17 protein-coding genes are annotated in these 21,664 nt (G+C 66.3%); 9 read left to right on the forward strand and 8 right to left on the reverse strand.

What is annotated here, in order from left to right:
* Positions 1-86: 86 nt before the first annotated feature.
* The 3 genes from AC25Y0_RS08205 (at position 87) to AC25Y0_RS08215 (ending at position 3,754) form a co-directional block, all read left to right on the forward strand.
* Positions 87-2,102, forward strand: a complete 2,016-nt coding sequence (locus tag AC25Y0_RS08205) for a ThuA domain-containing protein (RefSeq protein ID WP_488123638.1) — start codon at positions 87-89, stop codon at positions 2,100-2,102.
* A 150-nt stretch (positions 2,103-2,252) separates the two neighbouring features.
* Positions 2,253-2,996 carry an IclR family transcriptional regulator gene (locus AC25Y0_RS08210; RefSeq protein WP_488123637.1) on the forward strand — a complete coding sequence of 248 codons (744 nt, stop codon included), beginning with the start codon at positions 2,253-2,255 and terminating at the stop codon, positions 2,994-2,996.
* Entirely contained in the window at positions 2,993-3,754 is a 762-nt protein-coding gene (locus AC25Y0_RS08215; protein WP_488134490.1) for an IclR family transcriptional regulator, read from the forward strand. Before AC25Y0_RS08210 ends, AC25Y0_RS08215 begins: the two co-directional genes overlap by 4 nt.
* On the opposite strand, the gene AC25Y0_RS08220 is transcribed toward AC25Y0_RS08215, so the two are convergent.
* Positions 3,723-4,370 (reverse strand): TetR family transcriptional regulator, encoded by a 648-nt coding sequence (locus tag AC25Y0_RS08220; protein WP_488123636.1) that lies wholly within the window; start codon positions 4,368-4,370, stop codon positions 3,723-3,725. The genes AC25Y0_RS08215 and AC25Y0_RS08220 overlap by 32 nt on opposite strands.
* Before the next feature lie 31 nt (positions 4,371-4,401).
* Positions 4,402-5,316, reverse strand: coding sequence for a shikimate dehydrogenase (locus tag AC25Y0_RS08225; protein ID WP_488134491.1), 915 nt, complete (start codon positions 5,314-5,316; stop codon positions 4,402-4,404).
* Positions 5,317-5,406: 90 nt separating this feature from the next.
* Here AC25Y0_RS08225 and AC25Y0_RS08230 point away from each other — a divergent pair, with 90 nt between their 5' ends.
* Complete coding sequence (locus AC25Y0_RS08230; protein ID WP_488123634.1) at positions 5,407-6,162, forward strand: IclR family transcriptional regulator; 756 nt, start codon at positions 5,407-5,409, stop codon at positions 6,160-6,162.
* Between the two features lie 3 nt (positions 6,163-6,165).
* Complete coding sequence (locus AC25Y0_RS08235; RefSeq protein ID WP_488123633.1) at positions 6,166-6,933, forward strand: IclR family transcriptional regulator; 768 nt, start codon at positions 6,166-6,168, stop codon at positions 6,931-6,933.
* A 55-nt stretch (positions 6,934-6,988) separates the two neighbouring features.
* On the opposite strand, the gene dctP is transcribed toward AC25Y0_RS08235, so the two are convergent.
* The 6 genes from dctP to AC25Y0_RS08265 all read right to left on the reverse strand — a co-directional run bounded on the left by dctP (position 6,989) and on the right by AC25Y0_RS08265 (position 14,563).
* On the reverse strand, positions 6,989-8,050 hold the full coding sequence (gene dctP, locus AC25Y0_RS08240; RefSeq protein ID WP_488134492.1) for a TRAP transporter substrate-binding protein DctP: 1,062 nt from the start codon (positions 8,048-8,050) through the stop codon (positions 6,989-6,991).
* Positions 8,051-8,249: 199 nt separating this feature from the next.
* The gene (locus tag AC25Y0_RS08245) at positions 8,250-8,699 is read right to left on the reverse strand and encodes a type II 3-dehydroquinate dehydratase (protein WP_488134493.1); all 450 of its coding nucleotides are present in this window, start codon (positions 8,697-8,699) and stop codon (positions 8,250-8,252) included.
* Between the two features lie 32 nt (positions 8,700-8,731).
* Positions 8,732-10,009: a TRAP transporter large permease gene (locus AC25Y0_RS08250; protein ID WP_488123630.1), complete on the reverse strand. Its 1,278-nt coding sequence runs from the start codon at positions 10,007-10,009 to the stop codon at positions 8,732-8,734.
* 3 nt (positions 10,010-10,012) lie between these two features.
* Entirely contained in the window at positions 10,013-10,609 is a 597-nt protein-coding gene (locus AC25Y0_RS08255; RefSeq protein ID WP_488123629.1) for a TRAP transporter small permease, read from the reverse strand.
* Between the two features lie 261 nt (positions 10,610-10,870).
* Positions 10,871-11,485, reverse strand: a complete 615-nt coding sequence (locus tag AC25Y0_RS08260; RefSeq protein WP_488134494.1) for a hypothetical protein — start codon at positions 11,483-11,485, stop codon at positions 10,871-10,873.
* 99 nt (positions 11,486-11,584) lie between these two features.
* The gene (locus AC25Y0_RS08265; protein WP_488123627.1) at positions 11,585-14,563 is read right to left on the reverse strand and encodes an outer membrane protein assembly factor BamB family protein; all 2,979 of its coding nucleotides are present in this window, start codon (positions 14,561-14,563) and stop codon (positions 11,585-11,587) included.
* A 265-nt stretch (positions 14,564-14,828) separates the two neighbouring features.
* On the opposite strand from AC25Y0_RS08265, the gene AC25Y0_RS08270 reads away from it, so the two are divergent.
* From AC25Y0_RS08270 to AC25Y0_RS08285, 4 genes are read left to right on the forward strand one after another with little or no spacing between them, the layout of a single operon-like run.
* Complete coding sequence (locus AC25Y0_RS08270) at positions 14,829-16,277, forward strand: aldehyde dehydrogenase family protein (protein WP_488123626.1); 1,449 nt, start codon at positions 14,829-14,831, stop codon at positions 16,275-16,277.
* On the forward strand, positions 16,274-17,149 hold the full coding sequence (locus tag AC25Y0_RS08275; RefSeq protein ID WP_488134495.1) for a citryl-CoA lyase: 876 nt from the start codon (positions 16,274-16,276) through the stop codon (positions 17,147-17,149). Before AC25Y0_RS08270 ends, AC25Y0_RS08275 begins: the two co-directional genes overlap by 4 nt.
* On the forward strand, positions 17,146-18,909 hold the full coding sequence (locus AC25Y0_RS08280; RefSeq protein WP_488134496.1) for a thiamine pyrophosphate-binding protein: 1,764 nt from the start codon (positions 17,146-17,148) through the stop codon (positions 18,907-18,909). The genes AC25Y0_RS08275 and AC25Y0_RS08280 overlap by 4 nt, the downstream gene beginning before the upstream one ends.
* A 44-nt stretch (positions 18,910-18,953) precedes the next feature.
* Positions 18,954-21,659 (forward strand): TIM barrel protein, encoded by a 2,706-nt coding sequence (locus AC25Y0_RS08285; protein WP_488123623.1) that lies wholly within the window; start codon positions 18,954-18,956, stop codon positions 21,657-21,659.
* The last annotated feature ends 5 nt before the right edge of the window (positions 21,660-21,664 follow it).

Raw genomic sequence — 21,664 nt, forward strand, 5'->3', positions numbered from 1 at the left:
CGCGCCGCGTCATACTCTCGCGTCGAGCCTGGGCCCAGCATGCAGACGCGCCCGAGGCGTCAGCCCGATCGATCAAAGGAGATCACATGAAATCCCTCAAACTCTCGGGGGTCGCGCTTCTCGCTGCGGCGACTCTCGGGGCTGGTTTGCTGACCGGTGGTGCGGCGGCGGCGAGTAGTCCCTCTTCCGAGCCTGTCATCGACCCGTTCTACGGTGTGTGTCGTGGTATCGATCCTGAGTGCTTCAATGCCGAGGGTGGCAATGGGTGGGTCGAGGGTGAGCAGAAGCGGGTTCTGATCTGGAGCCGTACGGCTGGTCCTCGTCACGCGCATCTGGGTTCGGCGTTGCCGGCGGGTTTGAACCCGCCGTTGGGTGCGAACAATGTGGCTCAGGCTGCGTTGAAGTCGTGGGTCGAGGAGCGCGGGATCGCGGTGGATTACACCGAGGATCTGGCGGAGTTCAAGGACCTTGAGCGGTATCACACGGTGATCAACCTGAGCGGTAACCGCGACACGTTCAACGACGCAGCGCAGGACGAGCTGACGGCGTACCTCAACGGTGGCGGCGGCTTCGTCGGCATCCACAACGCGTTCGGTGCGGAGTATGACTGGGCCTATTACGAGGGTCTGCTCGGCAACGCGAACTTCGTCAACCACGGTCCGAACCGCAACGGCACCGTCGAGGTGCTCAACGGTCGCGACGTGTCGACGTCGTTCATGCCGCAGACGTGGCAGTTCAAGGACGAGTGGTACAACCTGGATCCGTTCCCGACGAACGTGAACTTCCTGCTCAAGGTCGACAAGGCCACGAGCCAGGCGCGGGACTACGGTCACAGCGACTTCCACCCCGTCAGCTGGTGCCAGTACTACGACGGTGCGAAGTCGTGGCTGACAACGCTGGGTCACGATGTCGCGGCGTGGACGGATGCGGAGCTGGCGGGCGACGAGTTCTTCAAGCAGCACGTCCTCGCGGGCATCGAAAGCACGATGGGCATCAGCAGTTTCTGCGCTCCGGCCAGCGATGAGCCCGAAGTGACGACAAGTGTTCGCGCGCTGGGCAAGAACGCCTACGTCTCCGTCTCGGCCCGGAACCCCTCGAACGTTCCCGTCACGATCAAGGTCGACGCCGCCTTCGGCTCGAAGACCTTCAAGAACGTCAAGCCCGGCCAGACCGTGGCGGTCTCGCTCAACTCCAGGACGTCGCCGATGCTCGCAGGAAACGTCACGGTCACCGCGACCGGCGCGCGCGAGGGTGAGGCGTTCACCGCCACCACGACGGCTGCATACGAAGGCTATTACGGTGTGTGTCGTGGTATCGATCCTGAGTGCTTCAATGCCGAGGGTGGCAATGGGTGGGTCGAGGGTGAGCAGAAGCGGGTTCTGATCTGGAGCCGTACGGCTGGTCCTCGTCACGCGCATCTGGGTTCGGCGTTGCCGGCGGGTTTGAACCCGCCGTTGGGTGCGAACAATGTGGCTCAGGCTGCGTTGAAGTCGTGGGTCGAGGAGCGCGGGATCGCGGTGGATTACACCGAGGATCTGGCGGAGTTCAAGGACCTTGAGCGGTATCACACGGTGATCAACCTGAGCGGTAACCGCGACACGTTCAACGACGCAGCGCAGGACGAGCTGACGGCGTACCTCAACGGTGGCGGCGGCTTCGTCGGCATCCACAACGCGTTCGGTGCGGAGTATGACTGGGCCTATTACGAGGGTCTGCTCGGCAACGCGAACTTCGTCAACCACGGTCCGAACCGCAACGGCACCGTCGAGGTGCTCAACGGTCGCGACGTGTCGACGTCGTTCATGCCGCAGACGTGGCAGTTCAAGGACGAGTGGTACAACCTGGATCCGTTCCCGACGAACGTGAACTTCCTGCTCAAGGTCGACAAGGCCACGAGCCAGGCGCGGGACTACGGTCACAGCGACTTCCACCCCGTCAGCTGGTGCCAGTACTACGACGGTGCGAAGTCGTGGCTGACAACGCTGGGTCACGATGTCGCGGCGTGGACGGATGCGGAGCTGGCGGGCGACGAGTTCTTCAAGCAGCACGTCCTCGCGGGCATCGAAAGCACGATGGGCATCAAGCCTTTCTGCGCCTCGTGACGTTGACGCGGCTCGTCCGCTGACGCACACCGGAGGTCCGGGCCGGTCGATCGGCCGCCCGGACCTTCGTGCGTCCCATTCAGCGGGAACATCCCCGTTCTGCGGGGCACTTTCCTTGCCTGGCCTCCCGCCCCGGCGGATACTTCAGACATGCGTTCCGCTCCCTGCGGCGAGCGCGTGTCAGTGCTTGATCGCATCCTCGCAATCCTGAACGCCGTCCGCGAGGCAGACGGTTCCAGCACCATCACCCGGCTCGCGATGACGACAGGCATCCCGAAATCGACGGTCTCGCGTCTCGTCGGTGATCTGGTGCGTCAGCGATACCTCTCTCGCGATGGCGGAAGGGTCGAGATCGGCCTGCGGCTGTTCGAGCTCGGAGCGCAGGCGCTCACACCGCGCCGACTCAGCATGGCGGCGATGCCGGTCCTCGCGGAGCTGTACCACGCGACCGGCGAGCACCTGAATGTCGCCGTGCACGAAGGCAGCGACATGCTGTCGGTGATCGCGGTACGAGGCCGCCTGGTGCCGGCACCCTCTCGCGCCGGCGTGCGCGTTCCTTCGGCCACGACCGCTCTCGGAAAGGCCGTGCTGGCCTTCTCTGAGGGTGACCTGTCTCTGAGTCAGGTCATGGTCGACCTCGACGCTCCGCGGCGCCACAGTCTCGAGCGCGAGTTTCCCGGGATCCGATCCGATTCGATCGCCGTGGACCACTGCGAAACGTTCCCCGGCGTCGTCGGGATCGCGAGTCCTGTGCTCTCGCCCGACCGCTTGCCTGTCGCTGCGATCTCTGCGGCCGGCCCGGTGAACGACATGAACCTCGACCGCATCGCCCCGCTCGTCCGGCACGCGGCGCTCGTGCTCACGCGCCGGTTGGCGACCCTGGCGGGGGGATGACTCGCCCGCCCGTCGATGACACGGTGAGTGTCCTCGACCGGATGACCCGGATCCTCCAGGCGTTCGAACACGATGATCGCGGCATGGGGCTGTCCGATCTCGCCCGCCGGTCAGGGCTTCCGAAATCGACCGTCTCGCGACTTGTCGCGACGCTCATTCGGCAGCATTACCTCGAGCGCGACGGGACGCGCATCCATCTGGGGCTTCGAGTGTTCGAGCTCGGGCAGCTTGCTCGTGAGCCTCGCGAGCTGCGAACGATCGCGCTGCCTGTCCTCGTTCACCTGCGTGACAAGACCCGTGAGAACGTCTACCTCGCGATCCGGGACGGACCGGAACTCGTGTGTGTTGCTGCCTTGCGCGGCCGGTCCGAGGCGCCTTCGCGCATTCGCGTCGGTGCGCGGCTGCCCCTGCACGCGACAGCGCTCGGCAAGGCCGTTCTGGCGCATTCGCCCCCGGAGGTCATGGAGGAGGTGATCTCCGCGGGCCTCGTGGCACTGACGCCGTGCACGATCACCTGCGAGACGACGCTGCGGCGGGAGCTGGCGGATATCTGCGCGGGCGCGCTGGCAACCGAGGCGCGCGAGTTCGACTCAGAGGTTGCCGGCATCGCCATTCCCGTGCTCGCCGCCCCGGGAAAGCTTGCGGGAGCGTTGTCGGTGTGTGGCCCCGCCGACGCCCTGGACGCCGAGCAGTGCGCGCCGATCCTTCGGGCAGCGGCGTCGATCCTCACACACCGTCTGTCGGGTCCAGCGCCGTGAGATCAGGTGTCGTGCGGGGCGAGGTCATGGTCGCGACGATCATGTCGCCGATGAGCCGACGGTGCGAACCTTGCAGCGCGGGGTCGAGCATGTCCCGCTGGAACACAGCGTTGAACGTGTGTCGGTTGGCGACGTGGAAGCACGCGTAGGCGCTGATCATCATGTGCACGTCGACCGCATCGACGTCGTCGCGGAAGGTCCCTTCGCGCACCCCGCGACTGATCACCTGTTCAAGCAGCGTGATCGCCGTCCTGTTCTCCCGCAGAATCGTGCTGGAGCGGGCGAGGTGCTCTGCGCGATGGATGTTCTCGATGATCACGAGCTGAATGGACTCCCGGTGAGTCGTGTGGTGGTCGTAGGTGACCTCGGCTATCGCGCGCAGGGCTTCATCGGGGGCGAGGTGATCGACGTCGACACCTTGCTCGACACGTCGGATCTGCGCGTAGATCTGCTCGAGCACCTCGACGAACAGTCCCTCCTTCGAGCCGAAGTAGTAGTAGATCATGCGCTTCGTCGTGCGGGTGCGCTGCGCGATCTCGTCTACGCGCGCCCCCGCGTAACCTTTGGCGGCGAACTCCGCCGTCGCGATCTGCAAAATGTCTGCGCGTGTGCGCACGGCCCGGGCTGTCCTGGGCCCTTCTCCCACGTCAATCGTCCGCTCGGTCATCGGAGGCTGCGGGGTCCTGTTCCTCGGCCTTCACCAGGGCGCGGAAGTGGCGCTGCATCCGATCGATGTCGGGTTCGGCGCCGGTGATGATCCGGAGGCTGGCGTACGCCTGCCCGACCGCCATCCGACCGCCATCGATCGTCCGGTGGCCCCGACGTCTGGCCTGCCGGATCAATTCGGTCTTCAAGGGGCGGTACACGACATCGCACACCCACGCGTCGTGCGGGAGGGCGTCGATGTCGACGGCCACGCCGGGATGATGCCGCATGCCCAGGGGCGTCGCGTGTACGACTCCCGTCGCAGCGGCGAGGGTCGTCGACAGGTCTTCCGCGCCCACGGCCTGAACCTCCCGGTCGGGGTAGCGCGCGCGCATGCGTCGGGCGAGGCGCTCCGCGCGCAGCTGGTCTGAGTCGTGCAGATCCACGCGCCGGGCACCCCGAGCCAGCAGGGCGTATGCGGCTGCTGCGCCCGCCCCGCCGCAACCGACCTGGACCACTCGGTCCACAGACGCCCCCGGCAGGCCGGTTTCCATGCCGAAGGCGAAGCCGCTCCAGTCGGTGTTGTACCCGACGAGTCGGCCGCCGGTGAAGACGACGAGGTTCACCGCCTGGAGCGCGGCCGCGTGATCGTCGAGGCAGTCGACGAGCGCGAGCACGCGCTGCTTGAACGGGTGCGTGATGTTCACGGCCGAGAATCCTTCGGCTCGTGCGGTCGCGAGATGCTCACCCACATCGCCGCCGATGTGCGCCGGCGTCAACACATCGAAGATCCGGTACTCATAGTCCAGGCCGAGATGGGCACCCTCGGCTTCATGCATCGACGGGGTCAAAGATGCCGAAATCCCTTCGCCGATCAGGCCGACCAGGTAACGCATCCGCGCCTCCGTTGTGTGCATGGGGAACCCTTGTGTCGAAACGTACTGGTTAGTACGTTTGATGGGCGAGGAGGATCACCGACGATTCAACTGCGTAGAAGGGGATGCTCGATGCCGAGTCTCGCCGAGTGGAACACAACCGCCCACCCCGTCAAAGCCCCCGTTGCCGTGCTCGATCGGATCTTCGCGATCCTCGACGCCGTCAAAGAGTGCGACGGATCCATCTCGGTCACCGATATCGCGGCGAGCACGGGGTTGCCGAAGTCGACGGTGTCGCGCCTGGTGACAGACCTCACCGATCAGCGATATCTCGAGCGCACGAATGCGGGCGTCACGCTGGGACTGCGTCTGTTCGAACTGGGCTCTCGAGCGAACCTGCCTCGGCGCTTGATCAACGCGGCAGCTCCCGTCCTGCGTGGGCTGAGCACCGCGACGGGCGAGCGTGTCGGGCTGTGGGTGCAGCAGGGCACCGACATGGTGTCGATCGCTGTAGCGGGCCGCTTGTCGATGCTCCCCACACGCGCGGGAATGCGTTCGCCCGCGCTGACGACCGCCAGCGGCAAGGCCTACCTCGCATTCTGCAGCGACGCGACTGTCGTCGAGCGCGTGAGCGCGACGCTGGGTGACACAGCCGCCGAGGATTTTCGCGATGAGCTGGCCCACGTACGCTCCTCGGTCGTGGCGATGGATGCTCAAGTGTCGTACCCCGGGATCACCGCTTTCGCCAGTCCCGTGCTCTCGACCGGCCACGCGGTGATCGGAGCGGTGTCCATCGCCGGTCCGAGCACGGCGATGGATGCCGAACGGGCGGCGCCGCTCATCCGCGCCGCCGGCACCTCCATCGCTCGGCGCTTCGCGGCGGCGTAAGTCGTGCGAACAGCAGACTGGACCACTTCGGTCAGCGTGCTCGATCGCCTGTCAGCGGTGCTCGACGCGTTCGGCGAGCATGACGAAGGGCTGGGCGTCTCAGAGCTCGCTCGACGTGCCGGTCTGCCGAAGTCGACGGTGTCGCGGATCGCGGCCGACCTCGTCGAGCAGCGGTTCCTGGACCGCGACGGCGACAAGCTCTATCTCGGTGTCCGGCTCTTCGAACTCGGTCAGACAGTGCAGCAACCGCGCGTGCTGCGCCGGCACGCCCTTCCCGTGCTGCGGGAGCTTCGGGACATCACGGGGCAGACGGTGAACCTCGGTGTGCTCGACGGTCTGGAAGTCGTCGTCATCGCCGTCCTCCCGGGGGCCTCCATGACGCTGCCGCCTCCGTTGAGAGTGGGTGCGCGCCTGCCTGCGTATGCGACCGCGATGGGGAAAGCCGTTCTCGCCGTCTCGGGAGCAGAGGTGGTGCAGCGAGTGGCCGCGGCCGGGTTCGAGCGCCGCACCGCGAACACGATCACCGATGCCCCTTCTCTGCTGCGGGATCTCGCCGGAGTACGCCACCGCGGCGCAGCGACGGATCACGAAGAATACGTCCCGGGAGTGACCGGTGCCGCAAGTCCCGTTCTGGGCGCCGCCGGGTTGCCCGTCGCGGCGATCTCGGTGGCCGGACCCACGGGAGAGTTCCTCCTCGATTCCATCGTTCCGTCAGTTCGCGCCGCGGCGCTCACCTTGAGCCGCGGGCTGCTGGCACATACCGCGCAGTGAAAGGAGTGGGGGCGGGGCGCAAGCGCCCCGCCCCCACTCCTTCGGGCTGTCTGTCTCAGTCGGCCATCTCACGGATCGCCTGGTACGCGGCGAGGTTCTCGCCGTCGTAGAGGTTCTCGAAGTACTCCTCGGCTTTGGTGACGAAGGCGTCGATGTCGATGTCCTCACGTTCGATCACCGTGTGGGCGTCACCGTTCCGGTAGGACTCGATGATCTCCTCGGTCTCCGTCTCGACGCAGTCGCGGTTCTCGGGGCGGATGTCGTGGATGGTCTCTTCGAGCAGGGCGGCCTGCTCGTCGTTCATCTTCTCGTAGGTCTTGTCGCTGACGATGAGCCAGTGGATGCCGACATTGTGGTTGTTGAGCACGATGGTGTCGAGCACCTCGTCGTAGCTCGACGAGTTCGTCGCGACGATCGGGTTCTCCTGTCCGACCGCGATGCCCTGCTGGAGCGCTGAGTACAGCTCCTCGAGTGCGATCGAGACGGCGTTGTTGATCCCCAGCGCTTCAGCGTTCGCGAGGAACTGCGGCGAGTTCGGGAACCGGATCGGAACGCCGGTCAGGTCGTCAGGGCTGCGGACCTCGACGCCCTTCGTCGTCAGCGTGCGGTTTCCGAAGAACCAGCCGTCGACGACCTTGACGCCCGTCGCCTCGTGGAACCCCGAGAAGAGGTCTTCGGAGCCTTCGTCGATCCACTTGAAAGCGTGGTCGACGTCGTTGAACGCGTACGCCGCGTCGACGACGCCGATCGGCTCGTACGTCGCGCTGAGCGCCGACGCGCCCTGCAGGTCGATGTCGATGTCACCGGCCTGCACGAGCGGGAAGCGGTCGGCGTCGGGCCCGAGCTGGCTCGCCGGGTAGAGGTCCACGGTGAAGCCCATGTCCGCACCCTCGAGGCGCTCCTTGAGCAGCTCGACCCCACAGAAGTAGTTGGGCGTCTGCTCGTTCTGGCTCGTCGCCACCGTCAGGGTGACCGGGCTGGCCTGGTCTGCGGGCGGTTCGCTTCCGTCGCCGGTCGGCGTTCCTCCGCCGCCGGAACAGCCGGCGACGATCAGCGCCGTCGCGGCCAGAGCCGTGGCGGCGAACAGACCGCGGCGAATCGGGTGGGCTGTGCTCATGGGACTCTCCTCTGGCTGCGCACGTCGTCGTGCGTTGTGTAGACGTCTGTCACCACGACAAGTCAATCGGCCGACGGTTGATTTCGGGCACTGCTCGATGCGACCGGATTGCCAAGCTTCAGTGGGTGGCAGTGCCGACTCTGACGGACTTCGCCCCGGTGACAAAGATATGTCCCGGCGAGTGGAACATGTTGAGGTCTCATCCGGTCACGCTCTCGTCCAGCGACGCGCGGTGGGCGGCGCGGATCGCGAGCTCGTAGCCGTACACACCTGCCCCTGTGATGACAGCCCGGGCAACTCTCGATACGAGCGAGGGCTCATATTCCCGCGCCAGTATGTTCGTGATGTGCACCTCGACGATCGGCGTCGGGAGCATGCGCAATGCGTCGAGGAGCGGGATCGACGCGAAGCTGAACCCGGCGGGGTTGATCACCACGAGGGCATTCTGTCGGAAGGCCTCGTGGACCCATTCGACGAGGTCGTGCTCCGCATTGGACTGCGCGAAGAAGAGATAGAAACCCAGTTCGTCCGAGGTTCGCTCGCAGATGGCGCGGACGTCGTCGAGTGTCTCCGTGCCGTACAGCTCAGGCTGGCGCAGCCCCATCATGTTGAGGTTGGGGCCGTTCAGCACGAACAGTCTGCGTACCATCGACGGACCCCTTCTGCGGTCCAGACCGCACGTCACAGCCCCAGGAGCGAGGGGAGGAACGTGACGATGCCGGGGAAGAACGTCAGCAGCAGCAGCACGGCCCCCAACGGGATGAGGAACGGCAGGATGCCTCGGAACAGCTCGCCCATGGGTCTGCGCGTGATCGATCCCACCACGAACAGAACGGCGCCGACGGGTGGCGTCAGAGACCCGATCATGAGGTTGAGGATCATGATGACGCCCAGCTGAAGCGGGTTGATCCCGAACTCGGCGACGATCGGCATCAGGATCGGCACGAGCACCAGGATGACCGGCGGGGCTTCGAGCGGCACCCCCAGCAGGATCAGCAGCACGTTGAGAATCAGCAGGAACACGATCGGGTTGTCCGTGAACGTGGTGAGCCACTCGCCGAGGTTGCGGGACACCTGCTCTCGGGCGAGCACCTGACCCATCAGGTTCGAGGCGCCCAGGATCAGGAGGATGCCGCCAGAGATGATGATCGTCTCTTTCGCGGACTTCCAGAACACCTTCCAGGTGAGGGTGCGATAGAGAGCGCCGAGCACCAGCATGTAGGCGGACGCGACGCCTGCGCTCTCGGTGGGGGTGAACATGCCGCTGAAGATGCCACCCAGGATGATCACCGGCAGCATGGCCGGCCCGATGACCCGTACGGCAGCCTTCCCGAGCAGCTTGCCGTCGAAGTGTCGCGTCACGGCGACCTCTGGGTGCAGGCGCACCCAGATGAAGATGTAGACGGCGAAGCCGACGGCCATGAGGATGGCCGGGATGATCGACCCGGCGAACAGCGCTCCGGTCGAGATGGACGCCGTCGCGGCGAAGAGAACCGCGGGAATGCTGGGCGGCATGACCGTGCTCATGAGCGACGCCGATGCGGTGAGCCCCGAGGAGAAGCCGTACGGGTAGCCCGCCTTCAGCATCTGCGGGATCTGCACTTTACTGGTGGACGCCGCGTCGGCGAGGGCCGAGCCGCTGATCCATGAGAAGCCGACCGCCGTGCCGAGGTTCACGTAGGCGAGGTTGCCCGGCAGTCGGGCAAGCAGCGCACGTGCCAGGTCATACAACCGGGTGGCGATGCCGAGATTGTTGGCAATCGCACCCACGAAGATGAACAGCGGCACCGCGAGCAACGGGAAGCTGTTGATGCCGTTCACGGTCGACGAGATCGCGTAGCCGGCCGACAAGCTGTTGGTGTAGAAGTACAGCATGCTCGACCCGATCATCGCGAAAGCGACCGGGACCCGCAGGAGCAAGAGAACGACGAACAGCAGTATGTAGAGCCAGAGGTCCATCGATCAGCCTTCCATCTCACCGATGTCGAGCTGGCGCTCGGGGCGGTTTGCGTAACGAATCTTGTATGCGGACTGCACAGCGGCCGAGGCGAAGCCGACCAGCGCGAAGATATAGAGGACGCCGAGCGGCATGCGCATTGCAGCGCTCAGGCGCGCCCACTCCGTATCGAGCTTCACGAACGCCTCGTACGACAGCATCAGGCAGATGATCACCATGATGACGGCCGAGATCACTCGCAGGGCGGTGAACAACCAGGTGCCTTCGAGGAGCCGGTCGAACAGCTCCAGCACGATGTGGCCGTTCCGCCCCACGAGGTAGCCGGCCATCGTGAAGGTGAGCGCGATCATCGACAGCAGTGCGAGCTCTCCGGCACCTACCCAGCCGACGTCGGGGAAATAGCGCGCGGTCACCTGATACATGACGCCGAAGATGATGAGCGAGAAGAGGATGATGCCGACGGTGATCTCGATGCCGGAGAGGACTCGGATGAACCACGGGTCGGGGGGCACGCCCTTGTTCAGATCAGGCGTCATGAAGAACGTTCGCGTGGGGGGATAGATCGAGTCGGCGAGGGGCTCTGCGCTCGCGTCTTCAGGCACGTCCTCGGGTATGGGGTCCCCGGAACCGTTCGTCGTCATGGCCTCGGTGCCACTCGTTCGGGCTGCATGGTCAACCTCTCTGTTGATACGGCCGGGCGCCGCGCTCGCTGCCTCTGCGACTCTGGTCGGCCCAGCTGGCCGCGCAAAGCCGAGTCTCGCCGAATGGGACAGCGTCTGCATGTCCTGGGTCGCGGATGACGCGACAGAGGCGGGGGTGCCGGTCAACGGCACACCCCGCCTCTGGCTGACGGGCGGTGAGTCCTACTCGAAGAGCGAAAGGGTGAGCACCGAGGTGTACGAGCCGGATGCCGCATCCTCGGCGGCGACCTTGAGGTTCAGGGCGGCGTTCGCCGACCACGCCCCCTGGTCGTATGTCTCGACCTGGTCCGCGTTCAGGTAGAGCAGCTCGCCGTCGGCGTAGGCGAGGCCTTCGCTGTCTTCGTCATCGATGACGCCCTCGATGTCGCCCCCCACTTCGATCGCCGACCCGTAATCGCCCGCGAGAGCCGGCGACCACCCGAGGTGGTCGGCCGAGATCGAGTCATCGCCGGACACGAAGGCGCTCGCCGTCCCGAGGACGAACCACGGGGTGTCGGGGACGGTGCTGCGCGTGTCGGTGACAGTGACGGTCGGAAGGACACCGGTGAACTCGCGGATGAGCGGGTCGCCGGAGTCGATCTCTTCGAGAGCGGTGGTGTCCGCCGCGACGGAGAGCGCCAAGACGCCCGACGGGTAGCGGTCGGTGACTTCGACGTTGATATCGACGGTGCCCTCGTCGACTTCGTCGGCGGTTGCGACGGCTGTGCCAGCCGACGCGAGCAGCAGTGCACCGAACGCCATGGCGCTCGCCCTCGTGAAGGTCGATCTGTTCATCATTGAATCGCTTTCTCTGTGATCACTTGCGCCTCGATCGGGTGAAGGAGGCTCGGGTGACGTGGGGGTGCGCGCCCAGGGGCCGCACCCCCACGTCGGGTGTCAGCTGCCGGTCGGGAAAGCCCGGTACGGCGCCGTTCTGGTCTCGGTCACGGTTTCACCGTCGACGGTGATCGTCGATGTGATCGTGACCTCGCCGGCGGGGACCGACGTCGCACGTGTGTTGAACGACACCGCGACGGTCTTGCCGGGAGCGACGTTCGAGAACACCTTCTTGCCGAACTCCGTCGACACCGTGATGTCCGCAGGAGCGCCCGTGTAGTTCGTTGCCGTCACCGACACGTACGCCTTGCCCGCGAGCGTGCGGTGCGTCGTGTGCGCCGCAACGCCCTTCGAAACCGTCACGGTCGCCGTCGAGGTGAGCTGCTCCTGCTCGCCGGCGGCGTTCAGCACGTTCAACCGCACCGTCAGTTCGACTTCGCCGGTCGGCACGTTGTTGTCGAGGTCGGCCGTGTCGAACTGCAGGGTGACCCGGCTGGGACCGGTCGTGACGTCCGACGGCTTGACAGGCGTCGCCGACAGCGGAGTGATGAGCTCAGCGGCGCTGTCGTACGAGTACCCGGCGGGCAGGTCGAACTGGGCGTCAACCGTGCCGTCGACCTGCGTGAACAGACCCGAGGGAGTGCCCAGTCGCAGGTGGCCCGGGGTGAACCGCAACGCGCCCGGCTGATCCTGCGGAGCGAGGACGACTTCGATCTTGCCGGTCGGACGCGGGTCGGTGCAGTCGTTGAAGAAGTACTCACCCGCACGCGTGAAGGTGTGCTCGTACGTCTCGCCCGGCTGCAGCCTGGCGTTGAACTCACCCTCGAAGTACTGCGTGGCGCAGTGCTCCTTCAGGTTGGGGAAGTTCGGGAACGTCTCGGCCCCGGGGTTGCGGAAGGTCACCGTCGTGCCGACGGGCACGCGCAGGTGCGTGGGCTGCATGCCGTTCGTCGCCACACTGTCCCGCGCCGCTGCGGTGTCAGCCGTGCGGCTGGTGCGGGCGAGCAGAACCGTGTTCGCTACGGTCTCGCCGGCAACAGCCGAGCCGCTCACGGGTCGACGGATCGCCAGGGGAGCCGTGTTCGGTCCCTCCTGACTTCCCGTCGCGGTCGTGTACGAACCGTTGAGCTTGAAGGCCCACAGGGAGTCGCCCTGCGTGACAGACCCGCTGTACGGGTTGGTGGACCCGGCTGCGAACACGGCGATGTACTGCTCCCCGTCGACCTCGTACGTGACAGGAGCGGCAGCGATGCCCGACCCCGTCTGGAAGTCCCAGAGGACGTCGCCGTTGACAGCATCCATGATGAGGGCACGGCCGTCGATCTGCCCGACGACGAGCAGATCGGAGGCGGTCGTCAGCGGTCCCTGACCGTGCGACATGTCGGTACCGAGGTGGTTCGTCCACGCGACCTTGCCCGTCGATGCGTCATAGGCGAGGATGCCGCCGGTCTGGTACTGACCCATCGCACGCAGCCCGTTCGAGCCTGCGCCGTTGTAGTGAGCGACGGGGTTCGTTCCGTACGGGAAATACACCATGTTCGTGCTGTGGCTGTACGACTGGTTCGACCAGTCGCCGCCGCCGTTCTGGCTCGTCGTGGAGAGGATCGGCAGATCCCACTGCGGGTCGTACATGCAGCCCTCCCGGTGCCCGGAGTGTCCCTCGGGGTACGTGAGGAACGGCTCGTCGGCTGCCACATAGCTGTCCGGGTTGAACACGAGGTTGCCCTCGGCGTCGGCCTGGTAGCCGTTGTAGTTCGGCACTGCGCGCCACGGGTTGCCGGGCACGTTGTCGGCGTCGAGCTTCTCCCACACGACGCACTCCGGCAGCTGTCGTTCCACGGGGAACGGCTGCGTGTCAGGCTGAGCCTGACGGGAGTCGACGATCATGGGCTTGTCGATCGTGGGCGTGACCGGCTCACCGTTTGTGCGATCGATCACGAACTGGTGACCCGACTTGCTGCCGTAGAACGCCACCTTGCGCTCCACTCCGTCGACCTGGATGTCCGCGAGCGTCGGCGGGTGGACGTTGTCCATGTCCCACACGTCGTGGCGGATCGACTGGTAGTGCCACTTGTAGGCACCCGTCGTGGCATCCACCGCGACCATCGTGCTCGAGAACAGGTTGTCTCCGGGGCGGAGGGATCCGTTCTGCGACGAGGTGCAGCTGCGCGCGTTGCCGAACGTCATGTAGTACATGTTCAGTTCGGGGTCCACCGAGCCGTGCATCCAGGGAGCGGCACCTGCCACGAGGGCGCAATCCGTGCCGTTCTCCAGCACCGGGCCCCAGGTGTCGGACGCGTCGAAGGGGATGCCGTCGACGCCGATGAACTCTTCACCGCGCTGCGGGCCACCGAAGAAATGCCACAGGTACGACCCATCGTCGGCGTCGAATGCCGCAACGGCGCCGCGGTTGCCGTCTGCCGCGTGAGCGTAGACGATGCCGTTGTGGTAGACGGTCGCGACCTTGCCGAAGCCGCCGAGGCTCCCGCCCTCCGCGTCGCGTGCGGGAACCGCCCAAACCTGATCGCCGGTCTCCTGGTCGAGCGCGACGATGTTGTTGCCGCGTGCCAGCGTGAAGATCTTGCCGTCACCGGCCGAGACGCCGCGTCGTGTTCCGGACGTGCCGAGCTCGCCTCCGCTCCACTTCCAGATCGGGTCGCCCGATGCGCCGTCGACGGCGATCACTCCGCCGGCGGGAGTGTCGAGGTAGATGACGCCGTCCACGACGATGGGGGTCGTCTGCTGGCCGGTGTCGTTGGTCGCCGGAGCAACCGCCGACACGTGGGTGCGCCACGCCGGTGCGAGCTGGTCGAGATTGTCCTTGTTGATCTGGGTCAAACCGGAGTAGTGCTGGTTTCCGAGATTCCCGCCGACCGTGGGCATGTCGGCGCCTGTGGGTTCGAGCCCCGTCAACCCGGTCGGAGGCACGGGGTCCGTCGCCGTGCCCGCCGCCAGTGCGGGAGAGGCGGCGACGGCGAGCGTGAGGGCGAGTGCGCCGACCCCCACCGCTCCCAGCCTTGTTCTCAATGTCTTTCGCATTGCATGCTCCTTGATCGTCATTGATCGGACGGAGGCGGTGCGTACCCGCTTCCCGTCTGTGGGGGTTTCGCCGACCGAACGGCCAACGATGTACATCGACGCCGGTCAGCGCTCCGGACGCTAGACCGCCCGCTCCGAGGGAGCAACCGATCGGCCCATCGAGTGGTACACCGTCCGCGCTTTCTGCTCAGTGGGACAACGGTTGGTCGCGATGAGCGCGCCTGCTTAGCATGCGACGTCGGCACATGCCCTGGACGGAGTTGTCATGGCTGCATCAGCATCCAAAGCCCTCACGAGCGAACAGATCGAGGAACTCGATGAGGTGTTCGCGCGTGCGCAGGCGGCGCTCGCCGTCATCGAGACGTACGATCAGCAGCGCGTCGATCGCCTCATCCAGGCCGTCGCGTGGGCCGTCGCGAATCGCTCGTCGTTTCATCGACTGGTGGCCATGGGCATCGAAGAGTCCGGGCTCGGAGACTTCGACAGCCGCATGAACAAGCGCATGAAGATCCGCGGGGTGCTGCGCGACGCGCTGCGCAGCCCTTCGGTCGGGATCATCGAAACGGACGAAGAGCGCGGTCTGGTCAAGTACGGCAAGCCGGTCGGCGTCATCGGCTGCGTCGTGCCGACGACGAATCCCGACCTCACCCCCGCGGGCAATGCGATCTATGCGATCAAGGCGCGAAACGTCGTCGTCTTCTCGCCGCACCCCCGCTCGAAGGACACGACTCTCGAGACCGTGCGACTCATGCGTGAAGCGCTCGAGGCCGAAGGCGCCCCCGCTGACATCCTGCAGTGCATCACGCTACCGAGTCTCGCGGCCTCGCAGGAGATCATGAGCCGCTCCGATCTGGTCATCGCGACGGGTGGGCAGGGGCTCGTGCGCGCCGCCTACAGTTCGGGCACGCCCGCCTACGGCGTCGGCGCGGGCAATGCGACGGAGTTCCTCGACGAGACCGCCGACCTGAAAGAGACCGCGCGCAACTGCATGCTCTCCAAGACCTCGGACTTCGGCTCGGGCTGCTCGGCGGACGGCAACGTCCTCGTCCCCGCGGCGCGCTATCAGGACATGCTCGCCGCACTGCAGGACGAGGGCGGCTACCTCGCGACGGCGGACCAGCGGACGGCGCTGCAGGCGGTCATGTGGGATGACGAAGGGCACCGCCTCGCCGACACCGTCGCGGTCTCCCCGCAGGCGCTTGCTCAGGCGGCGGGGTTCGCGGTGCCTGCGAGCACGAAGTTCATCATCGTCGAAGGCGACGGCATCGCCGAGGACCGCCAGTTCTGCAAAGAGAAGCTCACGACCCTCATGGCCGTGCACGCGTACGACGGCAGCTTCGAAGACGGCGTCGAGGTCGCCAAGCGTCTGTACGACATCGGGGGCAAGGGGCACTCGTGCGGCATCGCGTCGACGGACGACGCCCACATCGACTACTTCGCCAGGCACATGCCCGTGTCGCGGATCATGGTGCGCCAGCCGAACTCGAAAGCGAATGCCGGCGCGTTCACGAACGGGATGCCGATGACCTCGTCCATGGGGTGCGGCACGTGGGGCGGCAACATCACGTCCGAGAACGTGTCACTGCGGCACTACCTGAACACGACGTGGGTGTCCCGCGTCATCGCGGAAGACCGTCCGTCAGACGAAGAGCTGTTCGGCGACTTCTACGAAGCCGCCCTCGAGGCGACCGAGCCGACAGCGGTCGTTCGGTGAGCACGTACGACGAGGCCGGCGATGAGTCGCCCGAATCCCTCGTCGCAGAGGCGCGGCGGTGGTGGCATACCGACATCATCGACATCCACCCCGGTGAGATCGCGCTGCGCGGGTATCCCATTCAAGAGCTGATCGGCAATGCCGGGTTCGTCGACACCATCTGGCTCATGGTTCAGGGCGAACTACCGACCCCCGCACGCGCTCAGCTGTTCGAGGCGGCCCTCGTGGCATCCGTGGACCATGGTCCGCAGGCCCCGTCGATCGCGATCGCGCGCATGGCGACCACATGCGGGGCGCCTGTGAACGGCGCGATGGCGTCCGCGATCAACGTCCTCGACGACATCCACGGCGGCCCCGGTCAGCAGTGCATGGAGCTCTACCTCGAGATCGATGCCGAGATCGAGAACGTCGGTGATGTCCGCGAGGCGACGCGGCGGGTTCTGCGGCGGCACCGCGAGGCGGGCCTCAAATACATTCCCGGGTTCGGGCACCGTTTCCACCCTCTCGACCCGCGCACTCCGCGCCTCCTCTCGCTCGTCGACGACGCTGTCGCTCGGGGTGAGATCGGCGGGCGGTTCGCCGAGATCGGCCGGGCCGTCGAAGACGAGATCAGCCAGGGCAAGGCACGTCGTGTCCCCATGAACGTGGACGGAGTGACCGCCGTCATCTACTGCGAGCTCGGCCTTCCGCCCGAGCTCGGTCGAGGTGTCTTCATCCTGGCGCGGTCCGTCGGCATCCTCGCGCACGCCTACGAGCAGATGACGCAAGGCGAACGGATCAAGGGTCCTCTGCCGAAATCCCTCGGATACACCTACACCGGACCGGCCCGACGTGCCGTCCCGACAGAGATCGACCAAAGGAGAATCACATGAAAGACCTGGTGTCGAACCAGATCATCAGGTACCTGGAGGCGCGTGCCGTTGAGCACGTGTTCGGGCTGTGCGGGCACACCAACATCGCACTCCTGGCTGCCCTTGAGAAGAGCGAGCAGATCTCCTTCGTCAACGTGCGCCACGAGCAGATCGCCGCGCACGCCGCCGACGGCTACGCACGCGCAGGCAAACGGACAGGTGTCGTGCTGTCGCACCTGGGCCCGGGCTTGACCAACGCCGCGACGGGAGTGGCCAACGCCGCACTCGATTCGATCCCGATGGTCGTGATCGCCGGCGACATTCCGTCGCACTATTACGGCAAGCATCCGCATCAGGAGGTCAATCTCCATGCCGACGCGGCGCAGTACGAGATCTACCGCCCGTTCGTGAAGCGGGCGTGGCGGGTGGATCAGCCGCACCTGGTGGCTGAAGTGCTCGACAAGGCGTTCACCCTCGCGGAGAGCGGCCGGCCCGGCCCCGTTCTGATCGATGTGCCGATGGACGTCTTCTCTGCTGAAGTCGATGTCGCGACGTTCGACAAGGTGCTCAGCAACACGCGTGCGCTCGCGAAACCCAGCCTCGACGAAGAGGTCGCCGAGCAGATCGTGCGCAATCTGCTGGAGGCCGAGCGTCCCGTGCTCTACGTCGGCGGCGGCGTGATCGGTGCCGATGCGACCGACGAGCTCTTGGAGTTCGCCGAACTGCTGTCGCTGCCCGTCTCGCACAGCCTGATGGGCAAGGGCGCCGTTCCTGACGACAACCCGCTCGTGCTGGGCATGACTGGATTCTGGGGCGCGGCATTCACCAACGAGGTGACCCGGACGGCCGACTGGATCCTCGCCCTCGGCACGCGTTTCGCCGAGGCGGATTCGAGCTCGTGGTACCCCGAGTACACATTCGACATCCCCAAGACGAAACTGATGCAGATCGACATCGATCCCGCCGAGCTGGGGCGCAACTACCCGCTCGAGGTCGGCGCGCTCGCCGACCTCAAACCCGCGCTCAGGGCCCTCATCCGCGTCGCCCGCAGATTGGCCCCCGAAGGGGTTGATCGCGCCGAGCTGATCGCCGAGATCGCGGCGAACCGCAACGAGGTCAAGAGCCGCAATGAGGCGGCGCAGGTGTCGGAGGCGTGGCCCATGCGCCCCGAGCGCATCCTCGCCGAGACGCGGACCGTGCTGCCGGCGGATGCGATCATCACGACCGATGTCGGCTGGAACAAGAACGGCGTCGGACAGCAATTCGACATCCTGACGCCCGGCTCGATCCTGACTCCCGGCGGCTTCGCGACGATGGGCTTCGGTGGTCCGGCAGCCGTCGGCGCCAAGATGGCGTGCCCTGACCGCGTCGTCGTCTCGCTCGTCGGCGACGGGGGGTTCGGGCAGAACCCCGCGGTTCTCGCGACGGCGCGCGAGCACAACACCCCGGTCGTGTGGGTCGTGATGAACAACAACGCCTACGGGACCATCGCGGGACTCGAAAAGGCGGCGTTCGACACGACCTACGGCACGGTCTTCGGCACGGCTGATGATCCGATGTACACCGACTTCGCGGCGATCGCGCAGGCGTACGGCGTGACAGGCATCAAGGTCGAATCAGCCGACCAGTTCAAACCGGCGCTCGAGCGGGCGATCGCACACGGCGGCCCCGTCGTGATCGACGTGTCGATGGTCAACGTTCCCACCCCGACCACGGGTCATTGGAACATCCTCGACATCTACTCGCCGGCCGAGAAGATCGAGCACCTCGCGGTTCCGTGACCGGCGCTGCACACGCCGACGGACAGTGAACGAGCGGTGACATCATGAGCGGCGAGTCGTCTCTTTCGATCTCGACGGTGTCTCTGGCGGGGACGCTTCAGGACAAGATGCGCGCGGCCGTCGCGGCTGGGTTCGGCGGGGTGGAGGTGCTCGAGCACGACCTGATCGTGTCGCCGTGGTCTCCCGCTCGCATCGCCGAAGAGGCTGCAGATCTGGGTCTGTCGATCGACGCTTATCAACCGCTGCACGTCGAGGCCGTCCGGCCGGAGCTGTTCGAGGCTCGGCTCCGCCATGCCGAACGCAAGCTCGACCTGGTGGCCGATCTGGGCGCGCGCGTGCTCGTCTGCTGCTCGACCCTCTCGGACGACGGCATCGACGATGATGAATTGGATGCAGAGCAGCTGTCGCGCATCGCCGACCTCGCCGAGGAGCGGAACATGCGGCTCGCGTTCGAGGGTGTGCCGTGGGGCCGCATCCGCACGCACGAGCACGCATGGCGCATCGTCCGCCGCGCCGATCACGCGGCGTTGGGGATGTGTCTGGACAGCTTCCATGTGCTCTCCCACGCGAACGATCCCCAGGTCGAGCTCGCCCCGATCGATCCCGCGAAGATCTTCCACGTGCAACTCGCCGACGCACCGCGTACCGGGATGGATGTCCGCGAGTGGAGTCTGCATTCGCGGGTGTTCCCGGGACAGGGCGTCCTCGATGTCCGCGGCTTCCTGGAGCAGCTCGACGCGAAGGGATACCGCGGATCGATCGCGCTCGAGGTCTTCAACGACGTCTATCAGCAGGAGGATCCCCGCCACGCCGCGATCGACGCCATGCGCTCGATGCGCGCCCTCGCCGAGAGCGTGGGTGAGCGCGGCCCCGCGGCCATCCGCTCCGTATCGAGCCCCTTGCCGCCTGCGCCCCGTCTCGAGGGGTATGCGTTCGCCGAGCTGGCGGTCGATGCGCTGTCGCACCCGCTCGTCGCGCGTCTGCTGGGCATGCTCGGCTTCGTCCACACGGGCCAGCATCGCTCGAAGCCGGTGGAGCTGTGGGAGCAGGGATCCGCCCGGGTGCTGCTCGACCTCGCGCCCGAGCGCTCCATCGATCCCGCGACGGCGTCGATCATCGCGCTGGGTATCGACACCTCCGACGCGGGCGCGTCCTTCCGGCGCGCGCAGAGCCTGCTCGCCCCCAAGCTCGCCCGCAAGCTCAGCGAGGGCGAAGCCGATCTGAACTCTGTCGCCACCCCCGACGGCACGGCGCTGTTCTTCTGCGAGCCGAAGTGGTTCGCGGACTTCGCGCCGACGGGCGCCTTCGTGTCGCCGTCGCCGCTCCTGCACGACATCGACCACGTGTCGATGACGGACTCCGTCGACGACTTCGAGCCGTCGACCCTTTTCTTTCGCACGGTGCTCGGGCTTTCGGCGGGTGAGCCGACCGAGGTCAACGCCCCCTTCGGTGTCGTACACCGGTGGACCGCGGTCGATCCGGATCACCGGATGCGGATCGCGCTGAGCACGTCGCCGCTGCGGCGAGGCGACTGGGCGCCCAGCGTCTCGAGCCCGCAGTCGATCGCGTTCCGCACGGACGATGCTGTCGCGTGTGCGCGGGCGCTGCGCGAGAGCGGTGCGGCTGTTCTGCGCATCCCCGGCAACTACTACGACGACCTCGAAGCGCGCCTGGGTCTTCCTACGGCCGTCATCGCCGTGCTCCGCGAGAACGACATCGTCTACGACCGCGATCAGCGCGGCGAGTACTTGCATCTCTTCACCGAAATGGTGGGCTCGCGCATCTACTTCGAGATCGTGCAGCGCATCGACGGGTACGACGGCTTCGGGGATCCGCACAGCGTTCCTCTGCGGATGGCGGCCCACCGCCGCCAGCGGATGCGGATGCTCGACGTCGCGTCCGCCGACGTCACGACCGAGCACCGGTACGACTACTCCCTCGCCCATTTGACGGCGTTGAGCCTGACGCCGCCCGAGCTCGTCGACGCGGCGGCGGCGGCCGGCTACCGCTACGTCGGGCTGCGCATGACGAAAGTGACGGCGCAAGAGCCCAGCTACCCCCTGGCCTACGACCCGCGGCTCATGCGTGCGACGAAGACGCACCTGTCGGCGATGGGGGTGGAAGTGCTCGACATCGAACTCGCCCGCATGACCTCGAGCGACAGTCCTCGTGACTATCTGCGCTTTCTCGAAGCGGGTGCGGAGCTCGGCGCCCGCCACGTCATCACGCAGCTGCCCGATGCCGATTTCTCGCGCAAGTCCGACCGATATGCCGAGCTCTGCGAGCTCGCGCGACCGCTGGGGCTCACGCTCGACCTCGAGTTCCCCTCGTGGACCGAGACGCCCAATCTTGCCGAGGCCGTTCGCGTGCTGCGTGCCGCGGATCAGCCGAACGCGGGTCTCCTCATCGACGTGCTGCATTTCTGTCGGTCGGATTCGGAGCTCGAAGAGCTGCGTGCGCTGCCACGCGAGTGGTTCCACTACGTCCACGTGTGCGATGCGCCGGGGGAGATACCCGCGACCACCGCAGGACTCATCCACACCGCCCGATTCGAACGGCTGTTCCCGGGTGAGGGAGACCTCGATATCGCGGGCATTCTCGATGCGCTCCCCCCCGATCTTCCCCTGGCGCTCGAGATCCCCCACGCGAATCTCGTCGCGCAGGTCGGTGCGAAGGAGCATGCGCGGCTCGCGATCGCCGCTTCACGCCGTCATCTGGATGCCGCGGCACCCTCTCCCGTGAGCGGTTGACGGGC

Source organism: Microbacterium sp. Y547 (assembly GCF_057669785.1).

Bases quoted from the DNA above. Each gene is read 5' to 3' on its own strand.
- AC25Y0_RS08205 (WP_488123638.1), top strand. From the start codon at position 87: ATGAAATCCCTCAAACTCTCGGGGGTCGCGCTTCTCGCTGCGGCGACT.
- AC25Y0_RS08210 (WP_488123637.1), top strand. From the start codon at position 2,253: ATGCGTTCCGCTCCCTGCGGCGAGCGCGTGTCAGTGCTTGATCGCATC.
- AC25Y0_RS08215 (WP_488134490.1), top strand. From the start codon at position 2,993: ATGACTCGCCCGCCCGTCGATGACACGGTGAGTGTCCTCGACCGGATG.
- AC25Y0_RS08225 (WP_488134491.1), bottom strand. From the start codon at position 5,316: ATGCACACAACGGAGGCGCGGATGCGTTACCTGGTCGGCCTGATCGGC.
- AC25Y0_RS08230 (WP_488123634.1), top strand. From the start codon at position 5,407: ATGCCGAGTCTCGCCGAGTGGAACACAACCGCCCACCCCGTCAAAGCC.
- dctP (WP_488134492.1), bottom strand. From the start codon at position 8,050: ATGAGCACAGCCCACCCGATTCGCCGCGGTCTGTTCGCCGCCACGGCT.
- AC25Y0_RS08245 (WP_488134493.1), bottom strand. From the start codon at position 8,699: ATGGTACGCAGACTGTTCGTGCTGAACGGCCCCAACCTCAACATGATG.
- AC25Y0_RS08250 (WP_488123630.1), bottom strand. From the start codon at position 10,009: ATGGACCTCTGGCTCTACATACTGCTGTTCGTCGTTCTCTTGCTCCTG.
- AC25Y0_RS08260 (WP_488134494.1), bottom strand. From the start codon at position 11,485: ATGATGAACAGATCGACCTTCACGAGGGCGAGCGCCATGGCGTTCGGT.
- AC25Y0_RS08265 (WP_488123627.1), bottom strand. From the start codon at position 14,563: ATGCGAAAGACATTGAGAACAAGGCTGGGAGCGGTGGGGGTCGGCGCA.
- AC25Y0_RS08270 (WP_488123626.1), top strand. From the start codon at position 14,829: ATGGCTGCATCAGCATCCAAAGCCCTCACGAGCGAACAGATCGAGGAA.
- AC25Y0_RS08280 (WP_488134496.1), top strand. From the start codon at position 17,146: ATGAAAGACCTGGTGTCGAACCAGATCATCAGGTACCTGGAGGCGCGT.
- AC25Y0_RS08285 (WP_488123623.1), top strand. From the start codon at position 18,954: ATGAGCGGCGAGTCGTCTCTTTCGATCTCGACGGTGTCTCTGGCGGGG.